Consider the following 26,340-nt stretch of genomic DNA (forward strand, 5'->3'; position numbering starts at 1 on the left):
GGCCCCGCAGCCCCGCCCGGCGCCGACGTGCCGGACGGGGTGAGCGGGTCCACCATGTGCGCCATGCCTCCCGCGTCATCGTCGACAGCGGCCTCCGGCCACAGCGGTCACAGCGGTCACACCGGTCACCGAGGGCCCCGGGCCCAGGGCTCGGGCCGGTCCCCCGGAGCGGACGCCCGGCGCGGCGCCCGCCAGGCCCGCGAGCGCCTGGAACCCGTGGCCCGCGCGGGCTTCGTGGTCTCGGGGCTCCTGCACGTGCTCATCGGCGCGCTCGCGGTCCGCATCGCCCTCGGTGGCGGCTCGGGTGGCAGCGCGGACTCCAGCGGCGCCCTCGGTGAGGTGGCCCGCACCCCCTTCGGGGCCTTCGCCCTGTGGGCGGCCGTGGTCGCCCTGGCCGCGCTGGGGCTGTGGCAGCTGCTCGACGGCGCGCTCGAGGCCCGCGCGAAGGAGGCGAAGGAGGCCGCCAAGGGCCTCGGCCAGGGCGTGGTCTTCCTGGCGCTGGCCGGGACGGCCCTGACGTTCGCGCGCGGCGGGTCGTCGTCGTCGGAGTCCTCCACCGACGACGCCACCGCCACGCTCATGGGCTCCCCCGGCGGGGTGCTGCTGGTGGGGGCCGTCGGGCTCGCGGTGGTGGGCGGGGGCGGCTACCTCGTCTACAAGGGGTGCTCGGACAAGGTCAGGGACGACCTCGGCGGCTCCGGCCCTGGAGGTCGCGCCGGGAGGGCCGCGCTGTGGGCCGGACGCACCGGCTACGTGGCGAAGGGCCTGGCGCTGGCGGTGGTCGGGGTGCTGTTCGTGGTGGCTGCGGTGCGCAGCGACCCCTCGCAGGCCGGTGGCATCGACGCCGCGATGCGGACCCTGGTCGGCGCGCCCTTCGGGGTGGCGCTGCTGGTGGCGGTGGGCGTGGGTTTCGCCCTCTACGGCGTCTGGTGCTTCGTGCGCGCCCGCTGGGGCGAGCTCTGACGGCGAGGCCGCCGGGAGGCGCACCAGCGACGACGCGCAGGAGCGGCTCGACCGGCGCGCGAGCCGGCGCCGAGGCGCGCGGACGGCTGCACGGCCTCCTGCGGCGCCTCCCGTCGGGGCGGCCGCAGCGCCTCGTGCAGAGCCTGCTGGCGTGGGTCGACCGCGACGGCGACGGCGAGGTCTCGGACGACGTCGAGGACGGTGCCCGCGCGGCCCGGGAGCACCTGGAGCCGCTCGCGCGGGTCGGGTACGCCCTGTCGGGGCTCATGCACGTGCTCATCGGGGCGCTCGCGGTGCGTCTGGCGGCGGGCGCGCGCGGCGGCACGGCGGACCAGGGCGGGGCGCTGGCCGCGGTGGCCGGCACCCCCGGCGGGCAGGGGCTGCTGTGGGCCGCGAGCGCGGCGCTGGCAGCGCTGGCGCTGTGGCACCTCGTGGACGGCGCGCTGGAGCTGCGGTGGCGCCAGCGGGGCGAGGGCGTCAAGGACCTCGCCAAGGGGGTCGTCTACAGCGCCGTGGTGGTCACGGCGGTCACGTACGCCGCCGGCGGCAGCACGGACGCCGAGGACGCCAGCGACGACGTCACCGAGCAGCTCATGGAGGACCTCCTGGGCACGGCGGCGGTCGCGGTGGCGGGCCTGGCGGTGGTGGGGGTGGGGCTCTACCACGTGGCCAAGGGGGTCCGGCTGCGCTTCCGGGAGGACCTGAGGCTGCCGGAGGGGCCGACGCGGCTCGGCGTGGACGTGGCGGGCGTGGTCGGCTACGCGGCCAAGGGCCTGGCGCTGTGCGTGGTGGGCGTGCTGTTCGTGGTGGCGGCGGTGACCAACGACCCGCGCGAGGCGGGAGGCCTGGACGCGGCGCTGCGTGCCCTGCTGCTGCTCCCGGCGGGGTCGGTGCTGCTGGTCGGCGTGGGCGCCGGGTTCGCCGCGTACGGGGTCTACGCCGTGGTGAGGGCCCGGCTGGGCCACCTCTGACCGCCTGCGACCACCCCGACGGAGCACCACCGGACCCGTCGGGGAAGAAACGGGCGACGCTCGTCGCTCACCGATCACGTGACCACCACCTCTCTGCCGGACACCGCACCGACCACCGGCGCGCAGGACGTCCACCCGCTCCTGTCCGAGCGCTGGAGCACCCGCGCCTTCGACCCCGGCCACGTCCTGGACGGGGAGACGGCCGGCCGTCTCCTGGAGGCCGCGCGCTGGTCCCCCAGCGCGAGCAACACCCAGCCGTGGCGCTTCGCGCTGGCGCTGCGGGGGACGCCCGAGCACGAGGTGCTCTTCGGCACGCTCATGGGCTTCAACACCGCCTGGGCGGCGAACGCCTCGGCGCTGGTGCTCGTGGCGGTCGAGCGGACCACCCCGGAGGGGAAGGGCCTGCGCTGGGCGGACCTCGACGCCGGCCAGGCGGTGGCGCACCTGACGGTGCAGGCGGCCGCCGAGGGTCTCGTGGTGCACGCGATGGGCGGCTTCGAGGTCGACGCGGTGCGCGAGGCCTACGAGGTCCCCGAGGGCGTGGAGCCGCTCGTGGTGGTGGCCGTCGGGCGCCAGGGAGACCTCGCGACGCTCGACGAGACGTCGCGCCGCCGTGAGCTGGAGCGCTCCCGCAGGCCCCTCAGCGAGCTCGTGCTGCCCCTGCGCGGCGCCGCGCGGTGAGGGCAGGGGTGGAGCAGGAGTGAGGCAGGAGTGAGGCGGGAGTGAGGCACCGCCTCGCCCCGGACCGGGAGGCGCTGCACGGTCGCTTCGACCCGTCGCTGCCCCCCGCACTCGTGGTGGACGACGGCGACGTCGTCGTCGGCTCCTGCCTCGACTCCGGCTGGCACGCGTCCGAGCAGGCGCCGCAGGCCCTGGCGACCGGTGAGCTGCTGCCGTGGCCCCAGCACGACCCCGTGCTCGACCCCGGCCACGCCCTGACCGGACCGGTGGCCGTGCGCGGAGCGAGGCCGGGGGACGTCCTGGAGGTGCGGGTCCTCGACGTGCGCCCCGGGGCGTGGGCGCTGACGGGCGCGGGCTCGAGGGAGACCTTCGCCGACCGCGCCGCCGGGGTCGACGAGCTGCCCCGCGAGGTGCTCGTGTGGCAGCTGGACGACGCCCGGACGCGCGCGGTCGACCAGTTCGGCGACGCCGTCGCGGTGCGGGCGTTCCCGGGCCTGGTGGGGACCTGCCCCGCCGTCCCGCCCGGCGCCGGCCCGCGCTCGACCGTGCCGCCGCGGCGCACCGGTGGCAACCTCGACTGCCGCGAGCTGGTGGCCGGATCAGCGCTGTTCCTGCCGGTGGAGGTCCCCGGGGCGCTGCTGTCGTTCGGGGACGGCCACGCCGCGCAGGGCGACGGCGAGGTGGCAGGCGTGGCGCTGGAGTGCCCGCTGGAGGTCCTCGAGCTGCAGCTGCTGCTGCACCGCGGGGACGGAGACGACGACGTCGACGAGCGCGGTCGTGCGCCGTGGGCGCTGCCCGGTGGCCGTCCCTGGGCCACCACGCCGGCGGGCGCGGTGGTGTTCGGCACCGGCACGTCGCTGGACGAGGCCGCCGCCGACGCGCTGGGCGGCGTGGTCGACCTGCTGTGCGCCCGCCACGCCCTCTCGCGGCAGCGGGCCCTGGCCCTGGCGTCGGCCGCCGTGGACCTGCGGGTCACGCAGGTGGTCAACGGCGGGGTGCACGGGGTGCACGCCGTCCTGCCGCCGGGCAGGCTTGAGATCGCCGGCTGACCCGGTGGCAGGAATACCTGTCGTGCACGATAGGTTGCTGCACGTGCGTCCGGGACGTCCCGGACGCACGGACGACAGACGTCGAGAGACGAGGAGACGAGATGCCCACCCGCACCGCTCGCACCGCCTGGAACGGCACCCTCGAGCAGGGCTCCGGCCAGGTCGAGCTCACCAGCTCCGGCGTCGGCACCTACACGGTGTCGTTCCCCAAGCGGGCCGCTGACGACGCCGACGGCACCACGAGCCCCGAGGAGCTCGTCGCCGCGGCGCACTCCTCCTGCTTCGCCATGCAGCTGTCCGCGCTCATCGCGGCCGCCGGCGGCACCCCGCAGTCCCTCGAGGTCAAGGCCGACGTCTCCCTCGGCCCGGACAAGGAGGCCGGTGGCTTCAAGCTCACCGGCATCAAGCTCACCGTGGTCGGTGAGGTCGAGGGCCTCGACGAGGCCGGCTTCCAGAAGGCCGCCGCCGACGCGAAGGCCGGGTGCCCCATCAGCAAGGCGCTGACCGGCGTGGACATCACGCTGGACGCGAAGCTGGAGTCCTGACCTCCCGCTGCACCACCGGGACCGCCAGGTCCACCTGACGCCGCGAGGGCGCCCGGGGCCGAGGCCTCAGGCGCCCTCGCGCACGTCCTGGCCGCTGGCGCTCGGCGCGCCCTGCGCCACCTCGCCCGGGGCGTCCGGGCCACCCGGGGCGCCGGCGGAGGTGTCCCGGTGCTGCGCTGCCAGCACCGAGCCGCTGCGCAGCCGGAGGTGCTTCACCAGCACCACCGTGGTGCCCGCCTCGCCCGGCTCGAAGTGGAGCTGGTCCACGAGGATGCGCATGAGGCCCAGGCCGCGTCCGTGCGTGAGGTCGCTGCTGGGGCCTTCTGCGAGCACCTCCGCGGCCGCGCGCGCCGGGTCGAACCCGCCGCCGCCGTCGACCACCTCGATGCGGCACCACTCCCCCTCCACGCTGACCCGCACCTCGAAGTCGGCGCCGGAGCCGGCGTGCTGGACGACGTTGCTGCAGGCCTCGGTGACGGCGAGCGCGATGTCGTCGATGCTGTCGGGGCTGACGCCCAGCTCGGTGAGGGTGGCGGTGGCGAGGTGCCGGACGACCGGGACGTGGCGCACGTCCGTCGGCAGCCGGAGCCCGTAGCTGAGGTGCACGGAGCCTCCAAGTCGGCGGGTGGCGCAGCAGCGGTGCGATGATGGCACGGACCTACCCGCGCTGGCCGCCCGCACACGTGGTGATCCGCCTCCGATCCGCATCGTGACCGGACGGAGACCCTCCCCCGCACGACCCGCCACCGACAGCTGGAGCTCTGTGCACGCCTCGCGGCCCCCGTCCGCCTCCTCCGCACCGGCACCGGCTGGTGACCCCTTCGACGACGACGAGGCGCTGGCCGCCGCCGCTGCCGCGTGCGCCGACGAGCCGATCCGCGTGCCGGGTTCCGTCCAGCCCCACGGCCACCTGCTCGTGGTCGGTCCCGCCGGCGAGGGCCTGCCGGTCCTGTCGGCCTCCGCCGGCGCCGCCGCTGCGCTCGGCCCCTCGGCGGCCGCGGGCGGGCGCCTGCCCGACCTGTCGGCGGAGCTGGCGACCCTCGTGGCGTCGGTGGCCTCCGGCGAGGACGACCAGGCGACCACCGCGGAGCCCGTGGAGCTGCCGCCGGGGTCGGGCGCGCGCCACCACGCCGTGGCCCACCGCGTCGCCGCAGGCCCCGCCGGCGGGCAGGGGCAGCCCCTCGTCGTCCTCGAGCTGGAGCCCGCCTCCGGTGACGAGTCGCCGGCGAGCCCCTGGCACCTGCAGCTGCCCCCCGTGCTGCGCCGCCTGCAGGACGCCGGCAGCGTCGTGGAGCTGGCCGACGCCCTGGCCACGGGTGTGCGCCGGCTCACCGGCTTCGACCGGGTGATGGTCTACAGCTTCGACGACGAGTGGAACGGCGAGGTGCTCGCCGAGGACCGACGCGCGGACCTGGAGCCCTTCCTCGGGCTGCGCTACCCCGCCTCCGACATCCCGGCGCAGGCCCGGGACCTGTACGCCCGCCAGTGGCTGAGGATCATCCCCACCTCCACCTACGACCCCGTGCCGCTGGAGCCCGCGCAGCCGACGGGCGCTACGCTCGACCTGTCGCTGGCGGTGCTGCGCAGCGTCTCGCCCGTCCACCTGCAGTACCTGCGCAACATGGGCGTGGCCGCCTCCATGTCGATCTCCCTCCTGCACGGGGACCGGCTGTGGGGCCTCATCGCCTGCCACCACTACGCCGGCCCCCACCGGCCGAGCGTCCCGGTGCGGACGGCGGCGGAGTTCCTGGGGCGCACCGCCTCGCTGCTGCTGCCCGTGGCGGTGGGCCGCGAGGCCGACCAGCACGTGGTCGCCTCCGCTCGCGTGCGCGCCCGCCTGACCGAGCTGCTCGCCGAGACGCCCGAGATGCCGCTGGAGGCGCTGACGCGGGAGTCGGTGACCATCGCCGACCTCGTCCCGTGCGGCGGCGCCGCGCTGCGGGTGCACGGGGAGCTGAGGCTCCTGGGCACCGCCCCGCCGCCGTCCGTGGTCACCGCCCTGTCCGCGCTGCTCGCCGACGGGCCGCTGGTGACGGCGTCGCTGGCGGCCTCTGCGCCGGGGCTGGCGCAGGGTGCGGCCGCAGCGGGGCTGGACCCCCAGGAGGTCTGGGCGGTGGCCAGCGGTGTGCTCGCGGCTCCCGTCTCCGGCGGCCAGCCGGGCGACCTGGTCGCGTGGTTCCGCCCCGAGGTGCTCCAGGAGGTCACCTGGGGCGGCGACCCCCGCTCCTCGAAGGTGGTCGGCGAGGACGAGGGCGGTGGTCTGCGCCTGAGCCCGCGGCGCTCCTTCGCGGCCTGGAGCGAGACCAAGCGGCAGGTCGCCGTGGCGTGGGCGCCGCACGAGGTGGAGGCCGCCCTCGGCTTCGCCGGGCACCTGTCCGACGCGATGCTGCGGGAGGTCGAGCGCACCAACCGGCTGGCGACCGCGCTGCAGCAGACGCTGCTGCTGGAGAAGCTGCCCGACGTCCCCGGCCTCGACCTGGCCGTGCGCTACGTCCCCCACAGCGACGACGTGGTCGGCGGGGACTGGTACGACATCGTCCCGCTGCCCGACGGCCGCACCGGCGTGGTGCTGGGCGACGTGGCCGGGCACGGCCTGGCCGCCTCGGCGATCAGCGCGCAGATGCGCAACGCGCTGCGCGCCTACGTGCTCTCCGTGCGCGACCCGGCGCAGGCGCTGGAGCGCCTCAACGAGCTGGTGACGCGGCTGCTCCCGGGCGAGCTCGCCACCGCCGTCGTCGTCGTGGTCGACCCGGCGACCGGGGCGGCGCGCATCGCCAACGCCGGCCACCCCCCGCTCGTGCTGCGCGGGGGCGACGGCACCGCGCGGCTCGTGGACGACGGCGTGCGGGGACCCGCGGTGGGCCTGCTCGACGAGGTCACCTACTCCGCCACCGAGGTGGCCCTGGAGCCGGGCGGTGCGCTGCTGCTGTACTCCGACGGGCTCGTCGAGGAGCGCCGCACCGCGTGGACGGACCGCCTGGCGCGGGTGGTGGCCACGGCCAGCGGCGACGCCGGCTCGCTGGACGCCCTGTGCGACCAGCTGATGCGCACGGTGTCCGCGCGCGCCGACGACACCACCGTCCTCGCCGTCGGGTGGGTCCCGGGCGCCTGAGCTCGCGGGGCCGGACCTCCTGCGCTCGTCTGCTGGTGGAGGCGGCGCCGTAGGGTCGCAGGTGTGAGCAGCGCTCCTCCCCCGTCCTCCGGCCAGCCCTCCCACCCGCCGGTCGCGCGCCGGGAGCGTGTGACCCGCGAGCACCACGGCGACGTCGTCGTCGACGAGCACGAGTGGCTGCGCGACGCCGAGGACCCGGGCGTGCGCGAGCTGGTCGACGCCGAGAACGCGTGGGCGGCGGCGCGCACCGCGCACCTGGAGCCGCTGCGCGAGCAGCTGTTCGAGGAGGTGCGCTCGCGCACGCAGGAGAGCGACCTGTCGGTGCCCTCCCGCGACGGCGCGTGGTGGTACTACCGGCGCACGGTGGAGGGCCAGCAGTACGGGCTCATCTGCCGCGTCCCCGCCGCGGTGGCCGCCGGCGAGCCCGGCGGCTGGGAGCCCCCGGCGCTGCCGGAGGACGGTTCGGCGCTGACCGGCGAGCAGGTGCTGCTCGACGGCAACGTGGAAGCGGGCGACTCGGCGTTCTTCTCCCTGGGAGCCGCGTCGGTCAGCCCGGACGGGCAGCTGCTGGCGTGGTCGGCGGACACCACCGGTGACGAGCGCTTCACGCTGCGCGTGCGCGACCTCGTGACGGGCGCCGACCTCGACGTCGCCATCGCCGGGCTGGGACACGGGGCCACCTGGGCCTCGGACTCGCGCACGCTGCTGTACTCGGTGGTGGACGAGGCGTGGCGCCCGTTCGAGGTGCGCCGGCACGTGCTGGGCGAGAGCTCCCCCGACGGCGAGGGTGACGCCGTGGTGCTCCGCGAGGACGACGAGCGGTACTGGCTCGGCGTCGGGCGCACCCGGTCGGGGCGGTTCCTCGTGCTGTCGGCGGGGTCGAAGAACACCTCCGAGGTGTGGCTGCTGGACGCCGGCGGCCCGGACCGCGCCCCCGGCGAGGTGCCGGTCTCCGTGGCGGGCCGCCGCGACGGCGTGGAGTACTCCGTCGACCACGCGGTCCTGCCGGGTGCTGGCGGAGGGCGCGACGTGCTGCTGGTCCTCCACGACGACGACGCCCCCGACTTCGCGCTGGCGCTGCTGGACGCCGAGGGCGTGCTCGACGGCTCGGTGGACCCCGCGACCGCGCACCAGCGGTGGACCACCGTCATCGACCACGAGCCGGGCCGTCGCCTGGAGGACGTCGACGCGTTCAGCGGGCACGTCGCGGTGTCGTGGCGGCGAGAGGCGCTGCCGCGCGTCGCCGTCCTGGAGGTCTCGGAGGACGGCGCGCTGGGCGAGCCGGCGGAGGTGCCGGCGCCGACGGCCCTGGCGTCCTCGGTGCTGGCCGGCAACCCGTCCTTCGACGCGCCGCTGCTGCGGCTGCAGCAGACCTCGTTCACCACGCCGGTGCGCGTGGTGGACCTGGACCTGTCCGGCGGCGAGCGCGACGGGCAGCTGGTGCTCCGCCGCGAGACCCCGGTGCGCGGCGGGTACGACGCCTCCGCCTACGTCGAGGAGCGCGTCTGGGCCACCGCCCCCGACGGCGTCCGCGTGCCCCTGTCGGTGGTGCGCCGCGCCGACGTCGCCGCGGACGGGACCGCCCCGGGCTACCTGTACGGCTACGGCAGCTACGAGATCAGCCTCGACCCGTGGTTCTCCGTGCCGCGGCTGTCGCTGCTGGACCGGGGCGTGGTCTTCGTGGTGGCGCACGTGCGCGGCGGCGGCGAGCTGGGCCGGCGCTGGTACGAGGGCGGGCGGCTGGCCGAGAAGCGCAGCACCTTCACCGACTTCGTGGCGGCGGCCGAGCACCTGGGACGTGAGGGGCACGTCGACCCGGCGCGCCTGGTCGCCTCCGGCGGCTCGGCGGGCGGGCTGCTCGTCGGTGCGGCCCTGAACCTCGCGCCGCAGCTGTTCACCGGGGTGCTGGCGGCAGTGCCCTTCGTCGACCCGCTCACCACGATGCTCGACGAGACGCTGCCGCTGACCGTGCCCGAGCAGGAGGAGTGGGGAGACCCCATCCGCGACGCAGACGCCTACGCCCTCATCAAGGGCTACGCCCCCACCGAGAACCTGCCCTCGGTCGCCGACGGCGGACCGGGCTCCCCGACGTGGCCGCGGATGCTCGTCACCACGAGCCTGCACGACACGCGCGTGCTCTACGTGGAGCCGTTCAAGTGGGTGGCGCGGATGCGGCTGCAGGCAGCCGACGGCGCCCCCGACGTGCTGCTGAAGACCGAGGTGGACGGCGGGCACGGCGGTCGGTCGGGCCGCTACGAGGCGTGGCGCGAGCGGGCCTTCGAGGACGCGTGGGCACTGGACGTGCTCGGCCTGGCCTGACGTCCGCGCCGCCTGCGCTCGGTGTGCACGCGGATGACGGGTCGGCAGGGGGACCCTCTGACGGTGCACCTCGAAGCCGCCGCCCCTGCCGACGCCGCCACCATCGCCGAGCTCATCCGCACGAGCAAGGCGGCCGCGATGCCCTGGCTCGCCGTCGTCCACACCCCCGAGGAGGACCTCGGGTGGGTGACCTCGGTGCTGCTCGTCCAGCACGACGTCGCGGTGGTCAGGCACGACGACCTCCTCGTGGGCGTGCTCGCCACCAGTCCGGGGTGGGTCGACCAGCTGTACGTGCTCACCGACCACCAGGGACGCGGTGTCGGCCGAGCGCTGCTGGACCGTGCGAAGGCCGCCAGCAGCGGTGACCTCCAGCTGTGGACGTTCGCTGGCAACGCCCGGGCCCGGGCGTTCTACGAGCGCGCCGGGTTCGTCGCGGAGGAGGAGACCGACGGTTCGACCAACGAGGAGCGCGCACCCGACGTCCGCTACCGCTGGCGGGCCGGCTCCTGACCGGGCGCCGTCCACCGGGAGCCATCGGTGCTGACCGTCCCGCACCGCAGCGGCAGCCCCTGACGCGGCAGGAGCGCATCGTTCGCGGCCGGGGCGGGTTCGTCGTCGTCGACGACCTGGCGGTGCCGCGCCGCCTGGCCCGGCCCCATCACCTGCTCGCGCGGTCAGCCACCCAGCGGCGGACGCCGTCGGAGCTGACCGTCACGAGCACCACCACCGACGCCCCGGCGTGCAGCAGCGAGGTCAGGCTGCCGTGGCCGCCGTGGAACTGGCTCGCGCGGTGGACGAGCAGCGCCGCTTCGACGGTGCACACGCCCATGAGCAGCACCCGATGACCAGCTCCACCGGGGGCGCCCCGCGGTCCACCAGCCGGCGCCGGGCGTCGTCGGCCTCCGGGGCGCCAGGCCGCGGTCCCGGCAGATCCGTGAGGTCGAGGACGACGAGGCTGCCGTCCGTGCGGACCACGTCCCCGCCACCGTTGCGGGAGTGGAACGCGGCCACGAAGTGGCGCAGCACCTCGGTGCGGGCCTGCGGCACGCCTCGCTGGAGGGTGACCACCACGTGGTCGCGCTCCACGTCGATGTCGGCGTCGATCTTGTGCGTGACCTGCAGGGTGAACAGCGACAGGCCGACCGCGCGGTCGAAGGTGCCGGCGGCCAGCCAGTCGACGCGGTGGTCGCCCGGCAGCACCCAGCCCGGGGGCGTCGGCCAGAACCTCACGTGGTGGCGCCGGGAGGCGTCCCCGCCCACCTGCATCTCGTAGGCGAACGCCTGCACCCGTCCGAAGAGCAGCAGCGGCGACACCGGCGCCGACGGGTAGGGCCGGCGCAGCAGCGCCGAGACGACGATCCCCCAGGAGGTGCGCAGGGTGACCTCGTCGGCGCGCGTCCACCCCGCCGCCGTCATGGCGGCGTGCACCTGGTGCTCGCTGCCCAGCAGGCCCAGGTTGACCGGGTCTCCGAGGATCCCGGAGGAGGTGGTCGTGCGGCCGATGAAGTAGTCGGGCACGTAGACCTTGGTGAGCACCTGCTGCAGCCGCGGCAGCCCCACGTAGGCCACCAGCGCCCAGAACAGCACCAGCCGGCCGAGCTCGCCCCACGCCAGCGCGCGGTGGTCGCGCAGCAGCACCCAGCCGAGCCAGAACACCAGCGCGGTGCCCGCCACGAAGAAGGCGCCGTCGACGGCCTCGCCACCGCTCCAGGTGCGGGCGAGCCGCTTGCGAGGGAGCCTCGGGCGGTCCGCGCTGCGGCTCGAGCTGTGACCTGAGCTGTGACTCGAGCCGGGGGCCTGCTGCGCCTGCGTCACGCCGTCATGATGATCCTCGCGCCTGGGAGCGCGACCGGCGCAGCAGCTCCTCCACGCACGCGCCGACCGTCGCGGCGTGCGTGCCGACGGGCCGGTGCCCGGCCGCCTCGGACGCGGAGGTGTCCAGGAAGAACGGCGGCCACGTGCTCCACGGCGACGGCTCGCCGTCCGGGCCCCCGTCGTCGTCGACGACCTCCACCTCGACACCCATCGCGGCTGCGACAGCGGTGACCACCTCGGCGGCCGTCGGGGTGCCGGGATCGGCGCTGTTGAGCACGCGGTGGGCGGGCCGCTGCGCGCACAGCAGCGCCAGGGCGGCGAGGTTCGCGGCGGCCGTGGTGTGGTTGCCCGCCGTCACGGCGTGCGGCAGGCGGAAGGTCCGCTGCCCGGCGAGCACCCGGTCGACCACCCACCGCTCGCGCGGCTGCGCGCTGCCCGGCCCGTGGATGCGCGAGGGCCGCAGCACCGAGACCGGCACGTCGGCACCGCGGTAGAGCTCCTCGACGGCGGCCTTGTTGGGGCCGTAGCCCTCGCGGGAGCGGTACTGCCCCGACCAGTCGGGCGCCAGCAGCGGGGTGTCCTCGGTGACGGGACGGCCGAAGTCGGGCGGGTCGTCGCTGTTGGAGTGGCGGCCGCGTGCGTCGCGGTAGACCGCCTTGCTCGAGACGACGACGACGGAGCCGACGTCCGCCGACGCCTCGAGGACGCTGCGCGCGTGCGCCGCGGTGTACGCCACCACGTCGACGACGACGTCAGCCCCGTCCGCCAGCGCTGCGCGCACCTGGGCGGGGTCGTCGCGGTCGGAGCGCGAGAACACCACCCCGCGCTCGCGCAGCGCGGGCGGGAACCCGTCGGGCGAACGGCCGGTGCCCACCACCTCGTGCCCGGCGTCCGCGAGCGCCGCGGCGACCGCACGCCCCGTCATGCCGCTCACACCCAGCACGACAGCCTTCACGACGGTGCCTCCTCCTCGCCTCGTCCGGCCTCGCAGTGTCCGCGTCTCGGGTGCCCCGACCGGGTGCACCTGGTCCAGCGGCCTGTGATCCACGACCCAGGGAACACCTCCACACTGGGCGGCATGGCAGCCCCCGCCGTGGTGTCCACGGCCCTGAGGACCCTGGACGCCGTCAACGCCCGCCACCCGTGGTCCCACAACGACGTCTACGCGCCGGTCGTCCTCCACCACGCGCGCCGCGTCGCCGCGGCCGGTGGCACCCGCGCCGTGGACGTCGGCTGCGGGACGGGCCGCCTGCTGCGCCGACTGGCCGACGTCATGCCGGAGGTGACGGGCGTCGAGCCCGACGAGCGCAGCGCCCGGCTGGCCGCAGAGGCCACCGCGGGGCTGCCGAACGTCCAGGTGCGCCACGCGGCGTTCGAGCCGCTGCCCGAGCGCTCCGTCGACCTCGTCACCTTCGTCGCGAGCCTGCACCACCTGCCCCTGGAGCCGACGCTGACCGCCGTGCGCGCGGCGCTGCGACCGGGCGGTCGCCTCGTGGTGGTCGGCCGGTACCAGGACACCCCTGCCGACAGGTACCACTCGTGGGCGTCGCTGGTCCTCAACCCGGTGGTCGGCCTGGTCAAGCAGCCCCGGACGGCCACGTCGCTGCCGCCGCACATGACCTGTCCGATCAGGGAGCCGCAGGAGCCCTTCGAGCAGATCGCCGCCACCACGCGGGCGCTGCTGCCGGGAGCGCACGTCCGCCGCGGGCTGTTCTGGCGCTGCGTCGCGGTCTGGACCGCCCCGCGCTGACCGAGGGGCCGGGGGCGCCCGGCCGAGCGACCGCTGTCGGTGGCGCACGGCAGAGTGGAGCCTCGTGAGCACCGCGACCACCACCGCGACCCCGGCGTCCGCGCCCACGGACCTGCGCGAGGCGGCCGAGGCGCACCTGCGGGCCCTGGCCGGCGAGGGCGCCCGCCTGCGCGAGGACCAGTGGGCCGCCATCAGCGCGCTCGTGGCCGAGCGCCGCCGCGTCGTCGTCGTCCAGCGCACGGGGTGGGGCAAGTCGGCGGTGTACTGGGTGGCCACCGCGCTGCGGCGCCACCACGCCGAGGTCGGGGGGGCGGGCCCGACGCTCGTGGTCTCCCCGCTGCTGGCCCTCATGCGCGACCAGGTGGCCGCGGCCACCCGGTCCGGGCTGCGCGCGGTGACGCTGAACTCGGCCAACGTCGACGACTGGCCCGCCATCGAGGAGCAGATCGCCGCCGACGCCGTCGACGTCCTGCTCGTCAGCCCCGAGCGCCTCAACTCCGTGGGCTTCCGCCAGCGCGTGCTCCCCCGCCTCGCGCCGCGCCTGGGCCTGCTCGTCGTCGACGAGGCGCACTGCATCTCCGACTGGGGCCACGACTTCCGCCCCGACTACCGCCGCCTCGCCTCGGTGCTGGCCGGGCTGCCGCAGGGCACCCCGGTGCTGGCGACGACGGCGACCGCCAACGCCCGCGTCTCCGCCGACGTCGCCGCGCAGCTGTCGGCCGACGGCACCCCGGCGCTGACGCTGCGCGGCCCCCTGGACCGGGAGGGCCTGGAGCTGGCGGTGGTGCCCACCCCCGACGTCGCGCACGCCTACGCGTGGACCGCGCAGTTCCTGCGGGAGTCCACCGGCAGCGGCATCGTCTACACCCTCACCGTGGCCGAGACGGCGCGGCTGGCGGAGTTCCTCGCCTCCGACGAGGGCGGCGGGCACGCGGTGGCCGCGTACTCCTCGGCCACCGAGCCCGCGGAGCGCGAGCGCCTCGAGGCGGCGCTGCTCTCGGGCGAGCTGCGCGCGCTGGTCGCCACCTCGAGCCTGGGCATGGGGTACGACCACCCGCGCCTGGCGTTCGTCGTCCACCTCGGGGCACCGAGCTCGCCGGTGGCGTACTACCAGCAGGTCGGCCGCGCGGGCCGCGCGCTCGACGGTGCGGTCGGCGTGCTGCTGCCGACGGCCGCTGACGAGCGGATCTGGGCCTACTTCGACTCCACCGCCTTCCCGCCCGAGCCCGTGGTCCGCCGCGTGCTGGAGGTCCTCGAGCGCCTCAGCGGCGGGCAGGAGGGCGTCGGCCTGCCCAAGCTCGAGGTGGAGGCCGGGCTGCGGCGGGGTCGGCTGGAGGCGCTGCTCAAGGTGCTCGACGTCGACGGCGCCGTCGAGCGCGTCGCCGGCGGCTACCGCACCACGGGACAGCCGTGGCACTACGACGCTGAGCGCATCGCCGGGGTCGCCGCCGCCCGCCGCGCCGAGCAGGCGGTGATGCGCCGCTACGCGGCCACCCCCGCCGGAGCGGTCTCCGACGCGTCAGAGCCCGGAGCCCGTTGCCTCCTGAGGGTGCTGCGTTCGGAGCTCGACGACGACGGCGCCGTCGACTGCGGTCGCTGCTCCGCCTGCACCGGCCGCCTGCCCGCACCGGGGCTGGCGGTCGACGAGCAGCTGGCAGCCGCCGCGCTGCGCCACCTGCGCAGCCAGACCACCGTGCTCGAGCCGCGCAAGATGTGGCCGTCGGGCACCTCGGGCCGCCGGGGACGCATCGCCGAGGACGTGCGCGCCGAGCCGGGCCGCGCCCTGGCCATCGGGGAGGACCCGGCCTGGGGTGACGCCGTGGCCGCGGTGCTGCGCGAGGGCCCAGCGGCGGTGACGTGGAGCGACGTGCTCGACGGCTGCGTGCGGACGCTGGGCCGCTGGCGCTGGCCCGCGGGCCGGCCCGCGTGGGTGACGTGGCTGCCAGACGGCTCCGGCGGGACGTCGGCGCGTGAGGCCGCCTCCCGGGCGCTGGCCGAGGCGCTGGGCGAGGTGGGACGCCTGCGCGTGCTGCCGGCGCTGGAGGCCGTGCCGGGAGCCCCGCTCGAGGCGCCGCGCCGCGAGGGCGCCGGGCCCGCCCCCGCGTCGGCGGCGGCGGGCGTCGCGCTGGCCCGGCTGCAGCTCTCACCCGAGGGACGGGAGGCCGTGGAGGCCTCCGGCGGGACGCCCGTGCTCGTCGTGGACGCCGAGACCCGCACCGGCTGGTCGCTCACCGTCGCGTCGGTGCTCCTGCGCGAGGTCGGCGCCGGTCCGGTCTACCCGCTGGCGCTGCTCAAGCGCGCCTGATCTGGTCCGCGAGCGCCGCGCCGCGCACCGCAAGGTCCAGGAGCAGCAGGCCTGGCACTCTCACCCACGATCATGCGGCTGAGCGCCAGGACGTGCGTCCGGACGGGCGGGCGCGGACCAGACCGGTCGGTGCAGCGGGAACGGCTCAGTGGTGGGTCTCCACCGCGACGCGCACCTCGTCACCCAGCTCGAGCCGCTCCCTGGTGCGCACCGCCTTCTTGAGCGGCAGCACGTAGCGGGGCCCCTCCCCGCCCGCACCCGGCTCCGGGAAGATCGACGTGGTCCACCGCGAGCCGCCGATCGTCACCGTGACCTTCACCGCGCCGAAGCCCGCACGCGGCCGGGGCACGGCGGCGATCTCGTCGGAGGCGTCCTGCGGCAGGCTCACGAAGACCCACTCGTCGGTGCGCGCCTGCCAGCGCCACAGCTCGGCGGTGAACTCGTAGCGCGTCTGCGCGCCGAGGCGCCCGCCGCCGTCGTCGTCCAGCCCGTCCGGGCCCACCGTCGCCACCTCCCCAGACTGGCCCACTCCGGCTCGGTGCACACAGGTGCACCCGGGCGTGCAAGATGGGTGCCGTGGGGACAGCAACGACCGGCGACGGCGCCGCAGACGGGCCCTGCGGCTCGATCGACCTCGCCGACGCGGACCCCACCCGGCTGGTGGTCAGCGGTGAGCTGGACATCTCCGTGACGCAGGACGTCCTGCACGAGCTGCCGCTCTGGGCCGACGTCGAGCAGATCGATCTGACGGGCACCACGTTCCTGGACTCCTCCGGCATGCGGCTGCTGGTGCAGGTGGCCCGCTTGGTCGCCCCGCGCCGCGTGCGGGTGGTCGGGGCGAGCGGTCAGCCGCTGCACGCGCTGAGCATCTTCGGAGCCGACCACGTGGTGGACGTGGTCCCCGTCCAGGAACGCCCCACCGGCACCTGACCGGGCCCCCGGGGCGTCGCGTCAGCCGGCCGTGAGGTGGGCCCGCACGGCCTCGGCCACCTCGCGCGCCTGTCCGGGGGCGTAGCGGCGGCGCGGTCCGAGGAAGAACCGCAGCCCGTCGCCCCGGCGCCTCGGGACCACGTGCAGGTGCACGTGCGGCACGCTCTGGCTGACGACGTTGTTGTTCAGCAGCAGCGCCCCGTCGGCGCCGGTGGCCGCCTCGACTGCGCGCTGCAGCGCCTGGCTGGTGGTGAGCCACTCGTGAGCGAGCTCGACGGGCAGCTCGTCCCAGGTCTGCACGTGCACCGCCGGCACCAGGAGCGCGTGCCCCGGGAAGAGCGGGTGCGCGTCGAGGAAGGCCACGACGGTGTCGGTGCGGTGCACCACCTCGGCCGCGGACTCCCCGCGCACGATCGCGCAGAACACGCACGGCTGGTCTGACCCCCGCGGGGTGAACTCCTGCACCACGCCACCTCCCTGCCCCGCGCGCGTGGCCAGGAAACCCCGTGCGCCGGTCGGGGTGCGCCTCCTACCGTCGGCCGTCGTGGCCGAGCAGCACACCCAGCAGCACACCCAGCAGCACACCCAGCAGACCCAGGACCGGGAGGAGCAGCGCGGCCGGCCGGTGGTGCTGGTGACCGGAGCAGGACGGCGACGGGGCATCGCCGCCGGGATCGCGCTGCGCCTGGCGACGGCGGGCTGGGACGTCGGCCTGACGTGGTGGACGCCCTACGACGCGCGGATGCCGTGGGGCGAGCAGCCCGGCGACCCCGCCTCGCTGCTGGCGGACCTCGCCGCGGCCGGAGCGAGGACGACCGGAGCGGAGGTGGACCTGTCCGACCCCGCCGGGCCCGCGGCCGCCTTCGAGGCCGTGCAGGGCGAGCTCGGTCCGGTGACGGCGCTCGTGGTCTGCCACTGCGAGAGCGTCGACTCGAGCATCCTCGACACGGACGTGGAGTCCTTCGACCGCCACATGGCCGTCAACGCCCGCGCCACCTGGCTGCTGGTGCGCGAGCACGCGCTTCGCTTCCGCGAGGCCGACCTCGCGCCCGGCACCGGGCGCGTGGTGGCGCTCACGAGCGACCACACCGCCCACAACCTCCCCTACGGCGCCAGCAAGGGAGCGCTGGAGCGGATCGTCGTCGCTGCCGCCGAGGAGCTGGGCGGGCTCCGGATCTCGAGCAACGCGGTCAACCCCGGGCCCGTCGACACCGGCTGGATGGACGACGACGTGCGCCGCTCCGGACGGGCCGCCACACCGCTCGGACGCCTGGGCACCCCCGCTGACACCGCCGACCTCGTGGAGTTCCTCCTGTCCCCGCGCGGCGGCTGGGTCACGGGGCAGGTGCTCTTCAGCAACGGCGGCTTCCGCACCCACCGCTGAGGCACCCCACCGCAGAGGCCTCCGGGCGGTGGTGCCAGGTCGTCGGCGCAGTGACCGCTCGGACCTCGATCCGGACCCGCTGCCCACCTCGAAGTGACCTCACACGTAACTCACACACCTGCACTTCACACCTCACACCGGTGGTGTGAGGTGTCAGCGGCGGGCGTCAGCGCAGGTCACACAGGTGTGAGATGTGGGCCTGGCCAGCAGCCTCCCTGGAGCGATCTCACACCCGCAGCGCTCGCAGCGTCCGAAGGTCCCGTCAGCCACGCGCCCCAGCGCGGCGTCGACCTCCCGCAGCCGCGACCGCTGGCGGTCTCGGACGGCGATCGCCTGGGCCCGCTCGAAGGCGATGGTGGCGCCCTCCGGGTCGTGCTCGTCGTCGGCGTTGGAGTCGCGGGAGGCCTCCACCACCCCGGCCACCGCCCGGTCGAGGTCGAGCACCTGGGCGGTGGCGTCGGCCCGCTCGGCCTCCAGCGCGGCCACCACGTCCGCCAGCGACAGCTGTGGGGACGGCGGGTGTGAGCTCACGGGCGGATCATCGTGACGCCGACGGGTGCCGTGCCGTCGTCCATGGCACGGACCAGCTGCTCGATCCCGTCGGCGTCGGCCAGGGGAAGCCAGCGCGCCACGAGGTCCTGAGGGCGCAGCTTCCCGGAGGTGACCAGAGCCATGAGCTCGGGGTAGCTGCGGGCGTCCATGCCGTGGCTGCCCAGCAGCGCCAGCTCATGCGTGATCACACGGGTGACGGCCACGACGGGCTCGGCGGCCACGAGCCCGATCTGCACGTGCCGGCCGCGCCGGGCCAGGGACAGCAGGCAGGCGTCCAGGGCGCCGGGGCGTCCCACCGCGTCGACGCTGACCGCCGCACCACCGCCTCGGCCGCCACCTCCACCGGCCGAGGCGACCGCCTCGGCGACCTCGGCCGGTGACAGACCGGCCGTGGCGACGGTGGCGGTGGCGCCGAGCTCCACGGCGCGCGCCAGCGCCCTCTCGTCGACGTCGGCGGCGACCACCTCGGCGCCGGTCGCGGCGGCCACCATGACCGCCGACAGGCCCACGCCCCCGCAACCGACCACGAGCACCCGCTCGCCGGGCTGCAGCCGCGCGCGCTGCACCAGGCCGCGGTAGGCGGTGGCGAAGCGGCAGCCGAGCAGGGCGGCGGCTCCGCCGTCGACGTCGTCGGGCACCTCCACGAGGTTCACCGCGGCGTGGCGGACCACCACCTGGTCGGCCCACGACCCCTGCGCGGTGAAGCCCGGCTGGGTCTGGTCGCGGCAGACCTGGCCGTCCCCGCCCCGGCACTCCGGGCAGCTGCCGCAGGCGTGGACGAACGGCGTGGTGGCCCGCCGTCCCAGCCAGGAGGGGTCCACCTCGGAGCCGACGGCGACCACCCGCCCGGCCAGCTCGTGGCCGGGCACGTGCACGAGCGGGGTGCCGCCGGGGCCGGCGTGGGCACCGACCACGACGTCGGAGTCGTGCCCGGCCCACGCGTGCACGTCGCTGCGGCACAGTCCGGTCGCCTCCACCGCGAGCACGGCGCCGTGCGCCGGGGGCTCGGCGTCGGGCAGGTCGACCAGGGACAGGGGGCCGCCGGGCTCGGCGTACTGCAGCGCGCGCACCGGCGCAGGCTAGACGGTCTGCACCTGCCTCACCCGCGCCGTCAGGGCGGGCACCTGGCCGGCGGCGGCCAGCGCGGCCTCCACGTGCAGCCGCGCCGACGGCAGCAGCGGCACGCCGGCCGGGGCGTCCTCGGGGCCGAGGAGCAGCTCGAGCTCGGTGCAGCACAGGCCCACGGCCTGCGCGCCGCGCTCGACGAGGTCGGCCACCACCGCGGCGAGGTCGGCGCGGGTCGCGGGCGAGAACACCCCGCGGCACAGCTCGCCGAACACCGCGGCGTCGACCCGGGCCACCCCGGCGGCGTCAGGCACGACCACCTCCACCCCGGAGGCGGCCAGGCGCTCGGCGTAGAACGGCTCGGTCATGGTGCCTCCGGCACCGAGCAGCCCGATGGTGCTGGCCCCGCGGGCCAGCGCCGCCTGCGCCACCACGTCCGCCAGGTGCAGGAACCTCACGCCACGCTCGGTGAGCGCCGCCTCCAGCGGCCCCGCCGCCTTGTGCATGTAGTTGGTGGCGACGACGACGACACCGGCGCCCGCCCCCGCCAGCGCCAGGCCCTCGCGGCGCAGCTGGTCGGCGGCGTCGTCCCAGCGGCCGGAGAGCTGCAGCTCGCGCACGGGGGCGAAGTCGAGGCTGCGGACCAGGAGGTCGGCGCTGGCGAGCGGCTCGGCCGGCTGCCCGTGGGACCCGTCGGCGCGGTGCCCGCGGACCAGCTCGTTGGCGAGTCGGTAGTACAGCGCGGTCGACTCCCAGCTCATGCCGCCGAGGACCCCGAGGACGGTGCTGTTGCTCGTGCTCATGCCTCCACGCTCGGCCACGGGGCACCAGGAGCGGTAGCCCACAGCGCCGGCAGGCACCCACAAGCGGTGCTTGTGGGACAGTCGGGAGGGTGGACCCACGCCGCCTGCTCGTGCTGCTCGCCGTCGAGGAGGCCGGCTCCCTGACCGGCGCCGCCGCCCGCCTGGGCACCACCCAGCAGGCGGTGAGCCAGCAGGTCACGCGGCTGGAGGCCGAGGCGGGCACGGCCCTGCTGGTGCGCGAGGGGCGCGGCAGCTCGCTCACGGAGGCAGGGCGGGTGCTCGCCGCCCGCGCGGAGGAGCTCGCCGAGGTGCTGCGGGCCGCCCAGGACGACCTGGCCGCGCTGTCCGGCCTGGTGCGGGGCGAGGTGGCGCTGGCGGCCTTCCCCACCGCCTCGGCGGTGGTGCTGCCCAGGGCGCTCGCGGCGCTGGCGGCGCGCGCCCCGGGCCTGTCGGTGCGCCTCACGGAGGCCGAGCCGCCCGAGGCGGAGGCAGCGGTGCGGGAGGGGCGGGCAGCCCTGGCTCTGGTCTTCCGCTACGCCGGGGACAGCGAGCCCGTCCCCGGGGACCTCCTGCGGGTGCCGCTGGGGAGCCACCGGGTGCACGCGGTGGTGCCCGCCGGTGAGCGGCCCCCGCCGCACCTGGCCGACCTGGCGGAGCGACCCTGGATCGCCGGGTGCCCGCGCTGCCGCGCCCACCTCGTGCGGTGCGCGTCTGCGGCGGGCTTCACCCCCGACGTCCGCCTCGAGACCGACGACCACGTCGCGGTCCAGCACCTCGTGGCCGCCGGCCTCGGGGTGGCGCTGCTGCCGTCCTGGGCGCTGCGCGCGAGCACCGTGCCGGGCGTGGTCCACGCCCCCCTCGGAGGCCTGGACGCCCGCGCCGTGGAGCTGCTCCTGCGACCGGAGTCGCAGCGGGTGCCCGCCGTGCGGGCGCTGGCGTCGGAGGTGCAGCGCGTGGTGGCCGAGGTCGACGGAGCCGGCTGACGCGCGACAGCGGTGTGGTCCACGTCTGCTCGACGCGCGACGCGCGTGTGGTTCACGCCTCCCTACGGACCCCCCGCGTGTGGTTCACGACGACGCGACGGGCCACCCGCGTGTCGTTCACGGAGACCGACGCGCAGCGCGCTTGTCATTCACGGTCCGCTGACGCGTCACACGCGTGGGAGTCAAGCGCGAGTCGAACAGTGCTGACAGGGTAGCGACGCGTAACGACGCGGGTGCTGCACCGCTTTACTCGTTGCCGACTCGCGCCTACTGGAACAGGTGAGGCACTGACTCGTGCGCTCCTGGGTGTGCGCCGCGTCGCTGCGGAGAGCAGGGTGGAGCGGTGGAGACGAGGCTCATGGGAGCAAGCGGGTGCGCCGTCTCGGCGTTCACCCTCGGGACGATGACGTTCGGCAAGGAGACCGACGAGGCGGGGGCGCACGAGCAGCTCGACGCCTTCGTGGAGGCGGGCGGCACGCTCGTGGACACCGCTGACGTCTACAACGCCGGGGTCAGCGAGGAGATCGTCGGGCGGTGGCTGGCGGACCGCCCTGACGACGTCACCGACCGCGTGGTGCTGGCCACCAAGGGGCGCTTCCCCACGGGCGAGGGCGCCAACGACGTCGGCCTGTCGCGGCGGCACCTGACGCGCGCCATCGACGGCTCCCTGCGCCGGCTGGGCCGCGGGGTGGACGCGATCGACCTCTACCAGGTGCACGCGTGGGACCCGCTCACCCCGCTGGAAGAGACCCTGCGCACCCTCGACGACGCGGTGCGCGCGGGGAAGGTCCGCTACGTCGGCCTGTCCAACTTCACCGGCTGGCAGGTGCAGAAGGCCGTGGCGCTGGCCCGCCAGCTCGGCACCGCCGTCCCCGTGACCCTGCAGCCGCAGTACAACCTCCTGGCCCGCGGGGTGGAGCTGGAGGTGGTGCCCTCCTGCCTGGACGCCGGGCTCGGGCTGCTGCCGTGGTCACCGCTGGGAGGTGGGTGGCTGACCGGCAAGTACACCCGCGAGCAGCGCCCGACGGGCGCGACCCGGCTCGGTGAGGACCCCGAGCGGGGCATGGAGGCCTACGGCAAGCGCTCCTCCCAGCAGCGCACCTGGGACGTGGTGGACGCGGTCCAGCAGGTCGCGCAGCAGCGCAGCGCGTCGATGGCCGCGGTGGCGCTGGCGTGGCTGGTGGCGCGCCCGTCGGTGACGTCGGTGATCCTCGGGGCGCGCACCACCGAGCAGCTGCGGGAGAACCTCGGAGCAGCGGACCTGCGCCTGGAGCCGGGCGAGGTCGAGCTGCTCGACGCCGCCAGCGACCCGGCCCCGGAGGACTACCCGTACGGGCCGGCCGGCACCGCCCAGCGCACCCGTCCGGTCACCGGCGGCCGCGCCAGCTGACGGCGCACGGGCGGGGGCCGACGGGGCTGGGAGCTGCTCAGCCCTCCTCGAGGAGGGTCCGGGCGATGACCCGGGCCTCCTCGAGGCCGTCGTAGCGCAGCTTGTAGGTGGCCGTCCGGCCCGAGCCGGTGGTGGACAGCAGGTGGCGACGGCCGGCGAGGTGCTTGGTGTAGTTGCCGGTGTCGAGCAGGCCGAGGCGCTCCACCTCGGCGCGTACGACGGCGTCGGGCACGGGCTCGCCGCCGTCACGGCCGCTCCAGCGCAGCGCCGCCAGCAGCAGGACAGCGGCGGTGCCCACGCGCTGGGCGCGGGTGCGGCCGAGGCGAGCGGGGTCTCCGGCGAGCTGCAGCTTCCCGGAGCGCTCCTCCCACACCCTGTCCAGCAGCTCGGGGCGCACGCCGAGCGCGTCGGCGATGGACCCCCACGGCTCCTGGTCGGCGCCGGAGGCTCCCGACCACGTCCGCGGCGCCACGGCCACGAGGCGCTCGGAGCCCCGGCGCGGTGCGGACCAGTCGGCCCCGGAGCCCACGTCGGTCAGGTCGGGTCGGGGTGCCAGGCGGGGCACGCCCGCGCGCTGCGCGGTGGTGCTGCTCAGCGGGCGCAGCACGCGCGGTGGCTCGGGCCAGTCGGGGCGCAGGTCCGGCCGGGGGTCGGTGCGCTGGTCTGCGCGGTGGTCCGAGCGGTGCTCGGCCCGCTGCTCGGAGCGCTCCGCCCACGGGTCACCCCGGTGGTCGAGCTCCCAGGGGCGCTGGTCGGCACCGTCGACGTCGCGAGCGGGCTCAGCGAAGGCGGGGTGCTCGCGGCCGGTGCCGGAGCGGGGGTCCGCGCCGTGCAGCCTCAGCGCCGGCCCTGCGGACCTGTCGGGGGTGCGGTCCGGCGTGCGCTCGGCGGCCGGGTCGCCAGGAGCCCGCGGGCTGGCCAGCGGCGGCTCACCGGCGGCGCGCAGCACCAGCTCAACGGCGGTGGTGAAGGCCACCGCGCGGAGGTCGCTCGAGACCCCGGAGCGGTCGACGGCTTCCGCGGCGCAGCGGAGCACATCGGCGACGTCCACCCTCCGAGCGTAGTGGCCTGCGGGCGGCGTGCGCGCCGGGTGACGGGAACGCGTTGAGATCGACTCGCGGCGCGCTTCCACGGCCGGCACCGCCTCTGGCGCTCCTACTCGTGCGCGTACTGCGGAACTGCGGAGGTCGAGTCGCGCCCGAGGCTGGCGACTCGACGGATCCAGGCGCCGACTCGCGAGCCACCCGGCACCGACGGGGTCCGACGCTGGTGCTCCCGCAGCCACTGGACCTGCGGGGACGGCCCTACTGGGCGCGTGACGCGGCGACGACGCGCTCGAACACGTCGCGGGGCAGCGCCGCGCCCTCCCGGCGCACGGCCTCGGCGGGCAGGTGGAGCACCCTGTCGAGGCGCACCTCGCTGGGACGGCGCTGGGAGTCCCACGCACCGGTGCCGACGTCCATCCACCGGCGGCCGTCGTGGTCGCGCTCGCCCTGGGTGCGCGGCCCGGCGTGGTCCTTGCTCGTGAGCATCAGGCCGAGCACGTCACCGTCCTCGCTGACGTCGAGGACGAGCACGGGCCGGTCCTTGCCGCGGGAGGCGTCCTCCTCGTAGGGCACCCACGCCCAGACGACCTCGCCGGGGTCGGGCAGGCCGTCGGCCTGCGGCGCGTAGCGGGCTCCGCGGACCTCGTCGCCGGCGGCCCCGTCGCGGCGCGTCGAGTCGCGGGTCTGGGGGTGGGGGGCCGGCTCCCGCCGCAGGCGCGAGCGCTCCGACGGCTTCTCGGCGGGTGAGGACGACGAGCGGCGCTGCGGCGCCGCCGTCCGCTGCGCGGGACGCCCCGGCATCTGGTCGGCGGTCCGGTCGGCGGTCCGGTCGGCGGTCCGGTCGGCGGTCCGGTCGGCACGGGCGTCGGGGGGCGGGGTGGACCTGGCCGCGGAGGCCACGGCCTTCGCGAGGTCGAGCAGCTGCGCCAGGATCCCCTTCGCCACGTGCACCACCGTAGAGCCGGGTGGAGGGACCGGCCCCCAGCGACGGTCCCTCCACCCAGCGGTCAGCGGCCGGCCGGGGCTGCCCGGCCGGCTGGGTGCTGCCTCAGCGCACCGCCGAGGAGGCGGGCACCAGCTCGACGACGGCCCAGGACAGGGCGGGCAGGGTGATCCGCGCGGTCTGCGCACCCCGCTCCCCCGCCTCGAGGGCGGCCGAGCCGCCGGCGGAGGCCAGCGGACGCAGGCCCACGGCGGTGGGCGAGGACTCGGTGTTGGAGGTGTACCTGTCCTGCCCGTCGGCTGCGGCGAGCACCAGCGCGTCGCCGACGGCGAGGTCCCCGGCGAAGCCGCCCAGGGCGACCGTGGTCTCGGCGGACTCCTCCAGCGAGCGGTTGGCGAGGAAGAGCGTGACGCGGGCGAGCCCGCCGTCGTCGTCGTGGTGGAGGACCGCGGAGGCGTCGACGAGGTCGACGTCGCCGTACTTGCCCGTCTCGTACCGGTCGCTGGTGGTGCGCACGTCGAGCACGTGGCCCCCCAGGGAGCGGCGGCGCACCTGCTCGAAGGGCAGCGCGATGGTCTGCTTCCACGCCGGCCCGCCCGCCTCGGAGCGCAGCAGGCCGATGACGTTGACCAGCTGGGCCTGGCAGCCGACGAGCACGCGGTCGCCGTGGCGCAGCAGGGAGTTGAGGAGCGTGCCGACGACCACGGCGTCCTGGACGGTGTACTCGTCCTCGATGACGCGGGGGGCGACGTCCCACGCGGTGCGGCCCTTGGCGCGCTCGGAGGAGTTCCAGGCGGTCTGGTTCCAGACGTTCCACTCGTCGAAGCTGATGCCGATCTTCTTGCGGCTCTTCAGCTTGGCGCCCACGGCGTCGGCGGTGGCGGCCACGGAGTCGATGAAGACGTCCATGTCGACGGCGGAGGCGAGGAAGTCCGCCAGGGGCGTGGTCTCCGACTCCTCGTAGTAGGCGTGGGCGCTGATCATCTGGACGTCCTCGTAGGTCTCCTCCAGGACGATCCGCTCCCACTCGCCGAACGTCGGCATGGAGCGGGAGGAGGAGCCGCAGGCCACCAGCTCGATGGTCGGGTCGACCTGGCGCATGGCTCGGGCGGTCTCCCCGGCGAGGCGCGCGTACTCGTGGGCGGTCTTGTGGCCGGTCTGCCAGGGGCCGTCCATCTCGTTGCCCAGGCACCACAGCTTGATGCCGTACGGGTCCTGCCGGCCGTGGGAGCGGCGCAGGTCGGAGAACTTGGTGCCCGAGGGGTGGTTGGCGTACTCGAGGACGTCGCAGGCCTCCTGCAGGCCGCGGGTGCCGAGGTTGACGGCGTACATGATCTCCGTACCGGCCTTGTCGGCCCAGCGGGAGAACTCGTCCAGGCCGAAGGCGTTGGTCTCCACCGTGCGCCACGCCCTGTCGATGCGGCGCGGGCGCTCCTCGACGGGGCCGACGCCGTCCTCCCAGTCGTACCCGGAGACGAAGTTGCCGCCGGGGTAGCGGACGACGGTGGGGCCGATCTCGCGGACCAGCTCGAGCACGTCCGAGCGGAGCCCGTCGGCGTCGGCGCTCGGGTGGTCGGGCTCGAAGATCCCCGTGTAGACGCAGCGGCCCATGTGCTCGACGAAGGAGCCGAAGAGGCGGTGCGGCACGGGTGCCGTCGTGTAGGCGGCGTCCAGGGAGATGCGGGCGCGAGGCACGGGAGGTCCTTCCGGGCGGGGCGGTGAGGGCGCTGCCGC

General features: G+C 76.1%; 25 protein-coding genes. 14 read left to right on the top strand and 11 right to left on the bottom strand.

Going from position 1 to position 26,340, the window contains the following annotated elements:
* Positions 1-63: 63 nt before the first annotated feature.
* From FMM08_RS08345 to FMM08_RS08365, 5 genes are all read left to right on the top strand, one after another.
* Positions 64-963, top strand: a complete 900-nt coding sequence (locus FMM08_RS08345) for a DUF1206 domain-containing protein (RefSeq protein WP_147925869.1) — start codon at positions 64-66, stop codon at positions 961-963.
* Between the two features lie 134 nt (positions 964-1,097).
* The gene (locus FMM08_RS08350) at positions 1,098-1,934 is read left to right on the top strand and encodes a DUF1206 domain-containing protein (RefSeq protein ID WP_222710554.1); all 837 of its coding nucleotides are present in this window, start codon (positions 1,098-1,100) and stop codon (positions 1,932-1,934) included.
* 78 nt (positions 1,935-2,012) lie between these two features.
* Positions 2,013-2,615, top strand: coding sequence for a nitroreductase family protein (locus tag FMM08_RS08355; RefSeq protein ID WP_222710555.1), 603 nt, complete (start codon positions 2,013-2,015; stop codon positions 2,613-2,615).
* A 41-nt stretch (positions 2,616-2,656) separates the two neighbouring features.
* Positions 2,657-3,664 carry an acetamidase/formamidase family protein gene (locus FMM08_RS08360; protein WP_147925870.1) on the top strand — a complete coding sequence of 336 codons (1,008 nt, stop codon included), beginning with the start codon at positions 2,657-2,659 and terminating at the stop codon, positions 3,662-3,664.
* A 101-nt stretch (positions 3,665-3,765) separates the two neighbouring features.
* On the top strand, positions 3,766-4,209 hold the full coding sequence (locus tag FMM08_RS08365) for an OsmC family peroxiredoxin (RefSeq protein WP_147925871.1): 444 nt from the start codon (positions 3,766-3,768) through the stop codon (positions 4,207-4,209).
* A 66-nt stretch (positions 4,210-4,275) separates the two neighbouring features.
* Here FMM08_RS08365 and FMM08_RS08370 read toward each other — a convergent pair whose 3' ends face one another.
* Positions 4,276-4,815: an ATP-binding protein gene (locus tag FMM08_RS08370; protein ID WP_187279627.1), complete on the bottom strand. Its 540-nt coding sequence runs from the start codon at positions 4,813-4,815 to the stop codon at positions 4,276-4,278.
* 157 nt (positions 4,816-4,972) lie between these two features.
* On the opposite strand from FMM08_RS08370, the gene FMM08_RS08375 reads away from it, so the two are divergent.
* The 3 genes from FMM08_RS08375 (at position 4,973) to FMM08_RS08385 (ending at position 10,150) form a co-directional block, all read left to right on the top strand.
* Positions 4,973-7,321, top strand: coding sequence for a SpoIIE family protein phosphatase (locus FMM08_RS08375; protein ID WP_147925873.1), 2,349 nt, complete (start codon positions 4,973-4,975; stop codon positions 7,319-7,321).
* Between the two features lie 63 nt (positions 7,322-7,384).
* Positions 7,385-9,640, top strand: coding sequence for a S9 family peptidase (locus FMM08_RS08380; RefSeq protein WP_147925874.1), 2,256 nt, complete (start codon positions 7,385-7,387; stop codon positions 9,638-9,640).
* A gap of 63 nt (positions 9,641-9,703) precedes the next feature.
* A complete protein-coding gene (locus tag FMM08_RS08385) occupies positions 9,704-10,150 on the top strand; it encodes a GNAT family N-acetyltransferase (RefSeq protein WP_222710556.1) in 447 nt (148 codons plus the stop codon).
* Between the two features lie 243 nt (positions 10,151-10,393).
* On the opposite strand, the gene FMM08_RS08390 is transcribed toward FMM08_RS08385, so the two are convergent.
* Entirely contained in the window at positions 10,394-11,455 is a 1,062-nt protein-coding gene (locus FMM08_RS08390) for an LssY C-terminal domain-containing protein (RefSeq protein ID WP_147925876.1), read from the bottom strand.
* A gap of 4 nt (positions 11,456-11,459) precedes the next feature.
* Positions 11,460-12,410, bottom strand: a complete 951-nt coding sequence (locus FMM08_RS08395) for an NAD-dependent epimerase/dehydratase family protein (RefSeq protein ID WP_147925877.1) — start codon at positions 12,408-12,410, stop codon at positions 11,460-11,462.
* 123 nt (positions 12,411-12,533) lie between these two features.
* Here FMM08_RS08395 and FMM08_RS08400 point away from each other — a divergent pair, with 123 nt between their 5' ends.
* Positions 12,534-13,205 carry a class I SAM-dependent methyltransferase gene (locus tag FMM08_RS08400; RefSeq protein ID WP_147925878.1) on the top strand — a complete coding sequence of 224 codons (672 nt, stop codon included), beginning with the start codon at positions 12,534-12,536 and terminating at the stop codon, positions 13,203-13,205.
* Positions 13,206-13,269: 64 nt separating this feature from the next.
* Positions 13,270-15,510 carry a DEAD/DEAH box helicase gene (locus FMM08_RS08405; protein WP_147925879.1) on the top strand — a complete coding sequence of 747 codons (2,241 nt, stop codon included), beginning with the start codon at positions 13,270-13,272 and terminating at the stop codon, positions 15,508-15,510.
* A 145-nt stretch (positions 15,511-15,655) separates the two neighbouring features.
* Here the strand turns inward: FMM08_RS08405 and FMM08_RS08410 are convergent, their stop codons facing one another.
* Positions 15,656-16,012, bottom strand: a complete 357-nt coding sequence (locus tag FMM08_RS08410) for a DUF1905 domain-containing protein (RefSeq protein ID WP_369431693.1) — start codon at positions 16,010-16,012, stop codon at positions 15,656-15,658.
* Positions 16,013-16,086: 74 nt separating this feature from the next.
* Between FMM08_RS08410 and FMM08_RS08415 the strand changes: the two genes are divergently transcribed.
* A complete protein-coding gene (locus FMM08_RS08415) occupies positions 16,087-16,440 on the top strand; it encodes an STAS domain-containing protein (protein WP_147925880.1) in 354 nt (117 codons plus the stop codon).
* 21 nt (positions 16,441-16,461) lie between these two features.
* On the opposite strand, the gene FMM08_RS23340 is transcribed toward FMM08_RS08415, so the two are convergent.
* Positions 16,462-16,866, bottom strand: a complete 405-nt coding sequence (locus tag FMM08_RS23340) for an HIT family protein (RefSeq protein ID WP_222710558.1) — start codon at positions 16,864-16,866, stop codon at positions 16,462-16,464.
* 118 nt (positions 16,867-16,984) lie between these two features.
* On the opposite strand from FMM08_RS23340, the gene FMM08_RS08425 reads away from it, so the two are divergent.
* Positions 16,985-17,824, top strand: a complete 840-nt coding sequence (locus tag FMM08_RS08425) for an SDR family oxidoreductase (protein WP_255472182.1) — start codon at positions 16,985-16,987, stop codon at positions 17,822-17,824.
* Positions 17,825-17,977: 153 nt separating this feature from the next.
* Here FMM08_RS08425 and FMM08_RS08430 read toward each other — a convergent pair whose 3' ends face one another.
* The 3 genes from FMM08_RS08430 to FMM08_RS08440 are packed head-to-tail and all read right to left on the bottom strand — an operon-like array spanning position 17,978 to position 20,244.
* Complete coding sequence (locus tag FMM08_RS08430) at positions 17,978-18,355, bottom strand: TraR/DksA family transcriptional regulator (protein WP_255472184.1); 378 nt, start codon at positions 18,353-18,355, stop codon at positions 17,978-17,980.
* The gene (locus tag FMM08_RS08435; RefSeq protein ID WP_147925883.1) at positions 18,352-19,446 is read right to left on the bottom strand and encodes a zinc-binding dehydrogenase; all 1,095 of its coding nucleotides are present in this window, start codon (positions 19,444-19,446) and stop codon (positions 18,352-18,354) included. The genes FMM08_RS08430 and FMM08_RS08435 overlap by 4 nt, the downstream gene beginning before the upstream one ends.
* Before the next feature lie 9 nt (positions 19,447-19,455).
* Positions 19,456-20,244, bottom strand: a complete 789-nt coding sequence (locus FMM08_RS08440) for an aspartate/glutamate racemase family protein (RefSeq protein ID WP_147925884.1) — start codon at positions 20,242-20,244, stop codon at positions 19,456-19,458.
* An 89-nt stretch (positions 20,245-20,333) separates the two neighbouring features.
* Between FMM08_RS08440 and FMM08_RS08445 the strand changes: the two genes are divergently transcribed.
* The gene (locus FMM08_RS08445) at positions 20,334-21,227 is read left to right on the top strand and encodes a LysR family transcriptional regulator (protein WP_147925885.1); all 894 of its coding nucleotides are present in this window, start codon (positions 20,334-20,336) and stop codon (positions 21,225-21,227) included.
* A gap of 343 nt (positions 21,228-21,570) precedes the next feature.
* Positions 21,571-22,617, top strand: coding sequence for an aldo/keto reductase (locus FMM08_RS08450; RefSeq protein WP_147925886.1), 1,047 nt, complete (start codon positions 21,571-21,573; stop codon positions 22,615-22,617).
* A 37-nt stretch (positions 22,618-22,654) separates the two neighbouring features.
* On the opposite strand, the gene FMM08_RS08455 is transcribed toward FMM08_RS08450, so the two are convergent.
* The 3 genes from FMM08_RS08455 to arfA all read right to left on the bottom strand — a co-directional run bounded on the left by FMM08_RS08455 (position 22,655) and on the right by arfA (position 26,301).
* A complete protein-coding gene (locus tag FMM08_RS08455; protein WP_147925887.1) occupies positions 22,655-23,668 on the bottom strand; it encodes a hypothetical protein in 1,014 nt (337 codons plus the stop codon).
* Between the two features lie 253 nt (positions 23,669-23,921).
* Positions 23,922-24,608 carry a type II toxin-antitoxin system PemK/MazF family toxin gene (locus FMM08_RS08460; protein WP_255472188.1) on the bottom strand — a complete coding sequence of 229 codons (687 nt, stop codon included), beginning with the start codon at positions 24,606-24,608 and terminating at the stop codon, positions 23,922-23,924.
* A gap of 103 nt (positions 24,609-24,711) precedes the next feature.
* Entirely contained in the window at positions 24,712-26,301 is a 1,590-nt protein-coding gene (gene arfA, locus FMM08_RS08465; RefSeq protein ID WP_147925888.1) for an arabinosylfuranosidase ArfA, read from the bottom strand.
* Positions 26,302-26,340 lie beyond the last annotated feature (39 nt).

It is taken from the genome of Quadrisphaera setariae, assembly GCF_008041935.1.
Lineage (GTDB): Bacteria > Actinomycetota > Actinomycetes > Actinomycetales > Quadrisphaeraceae > Quadrisphaera > Quadrisphaera setariae.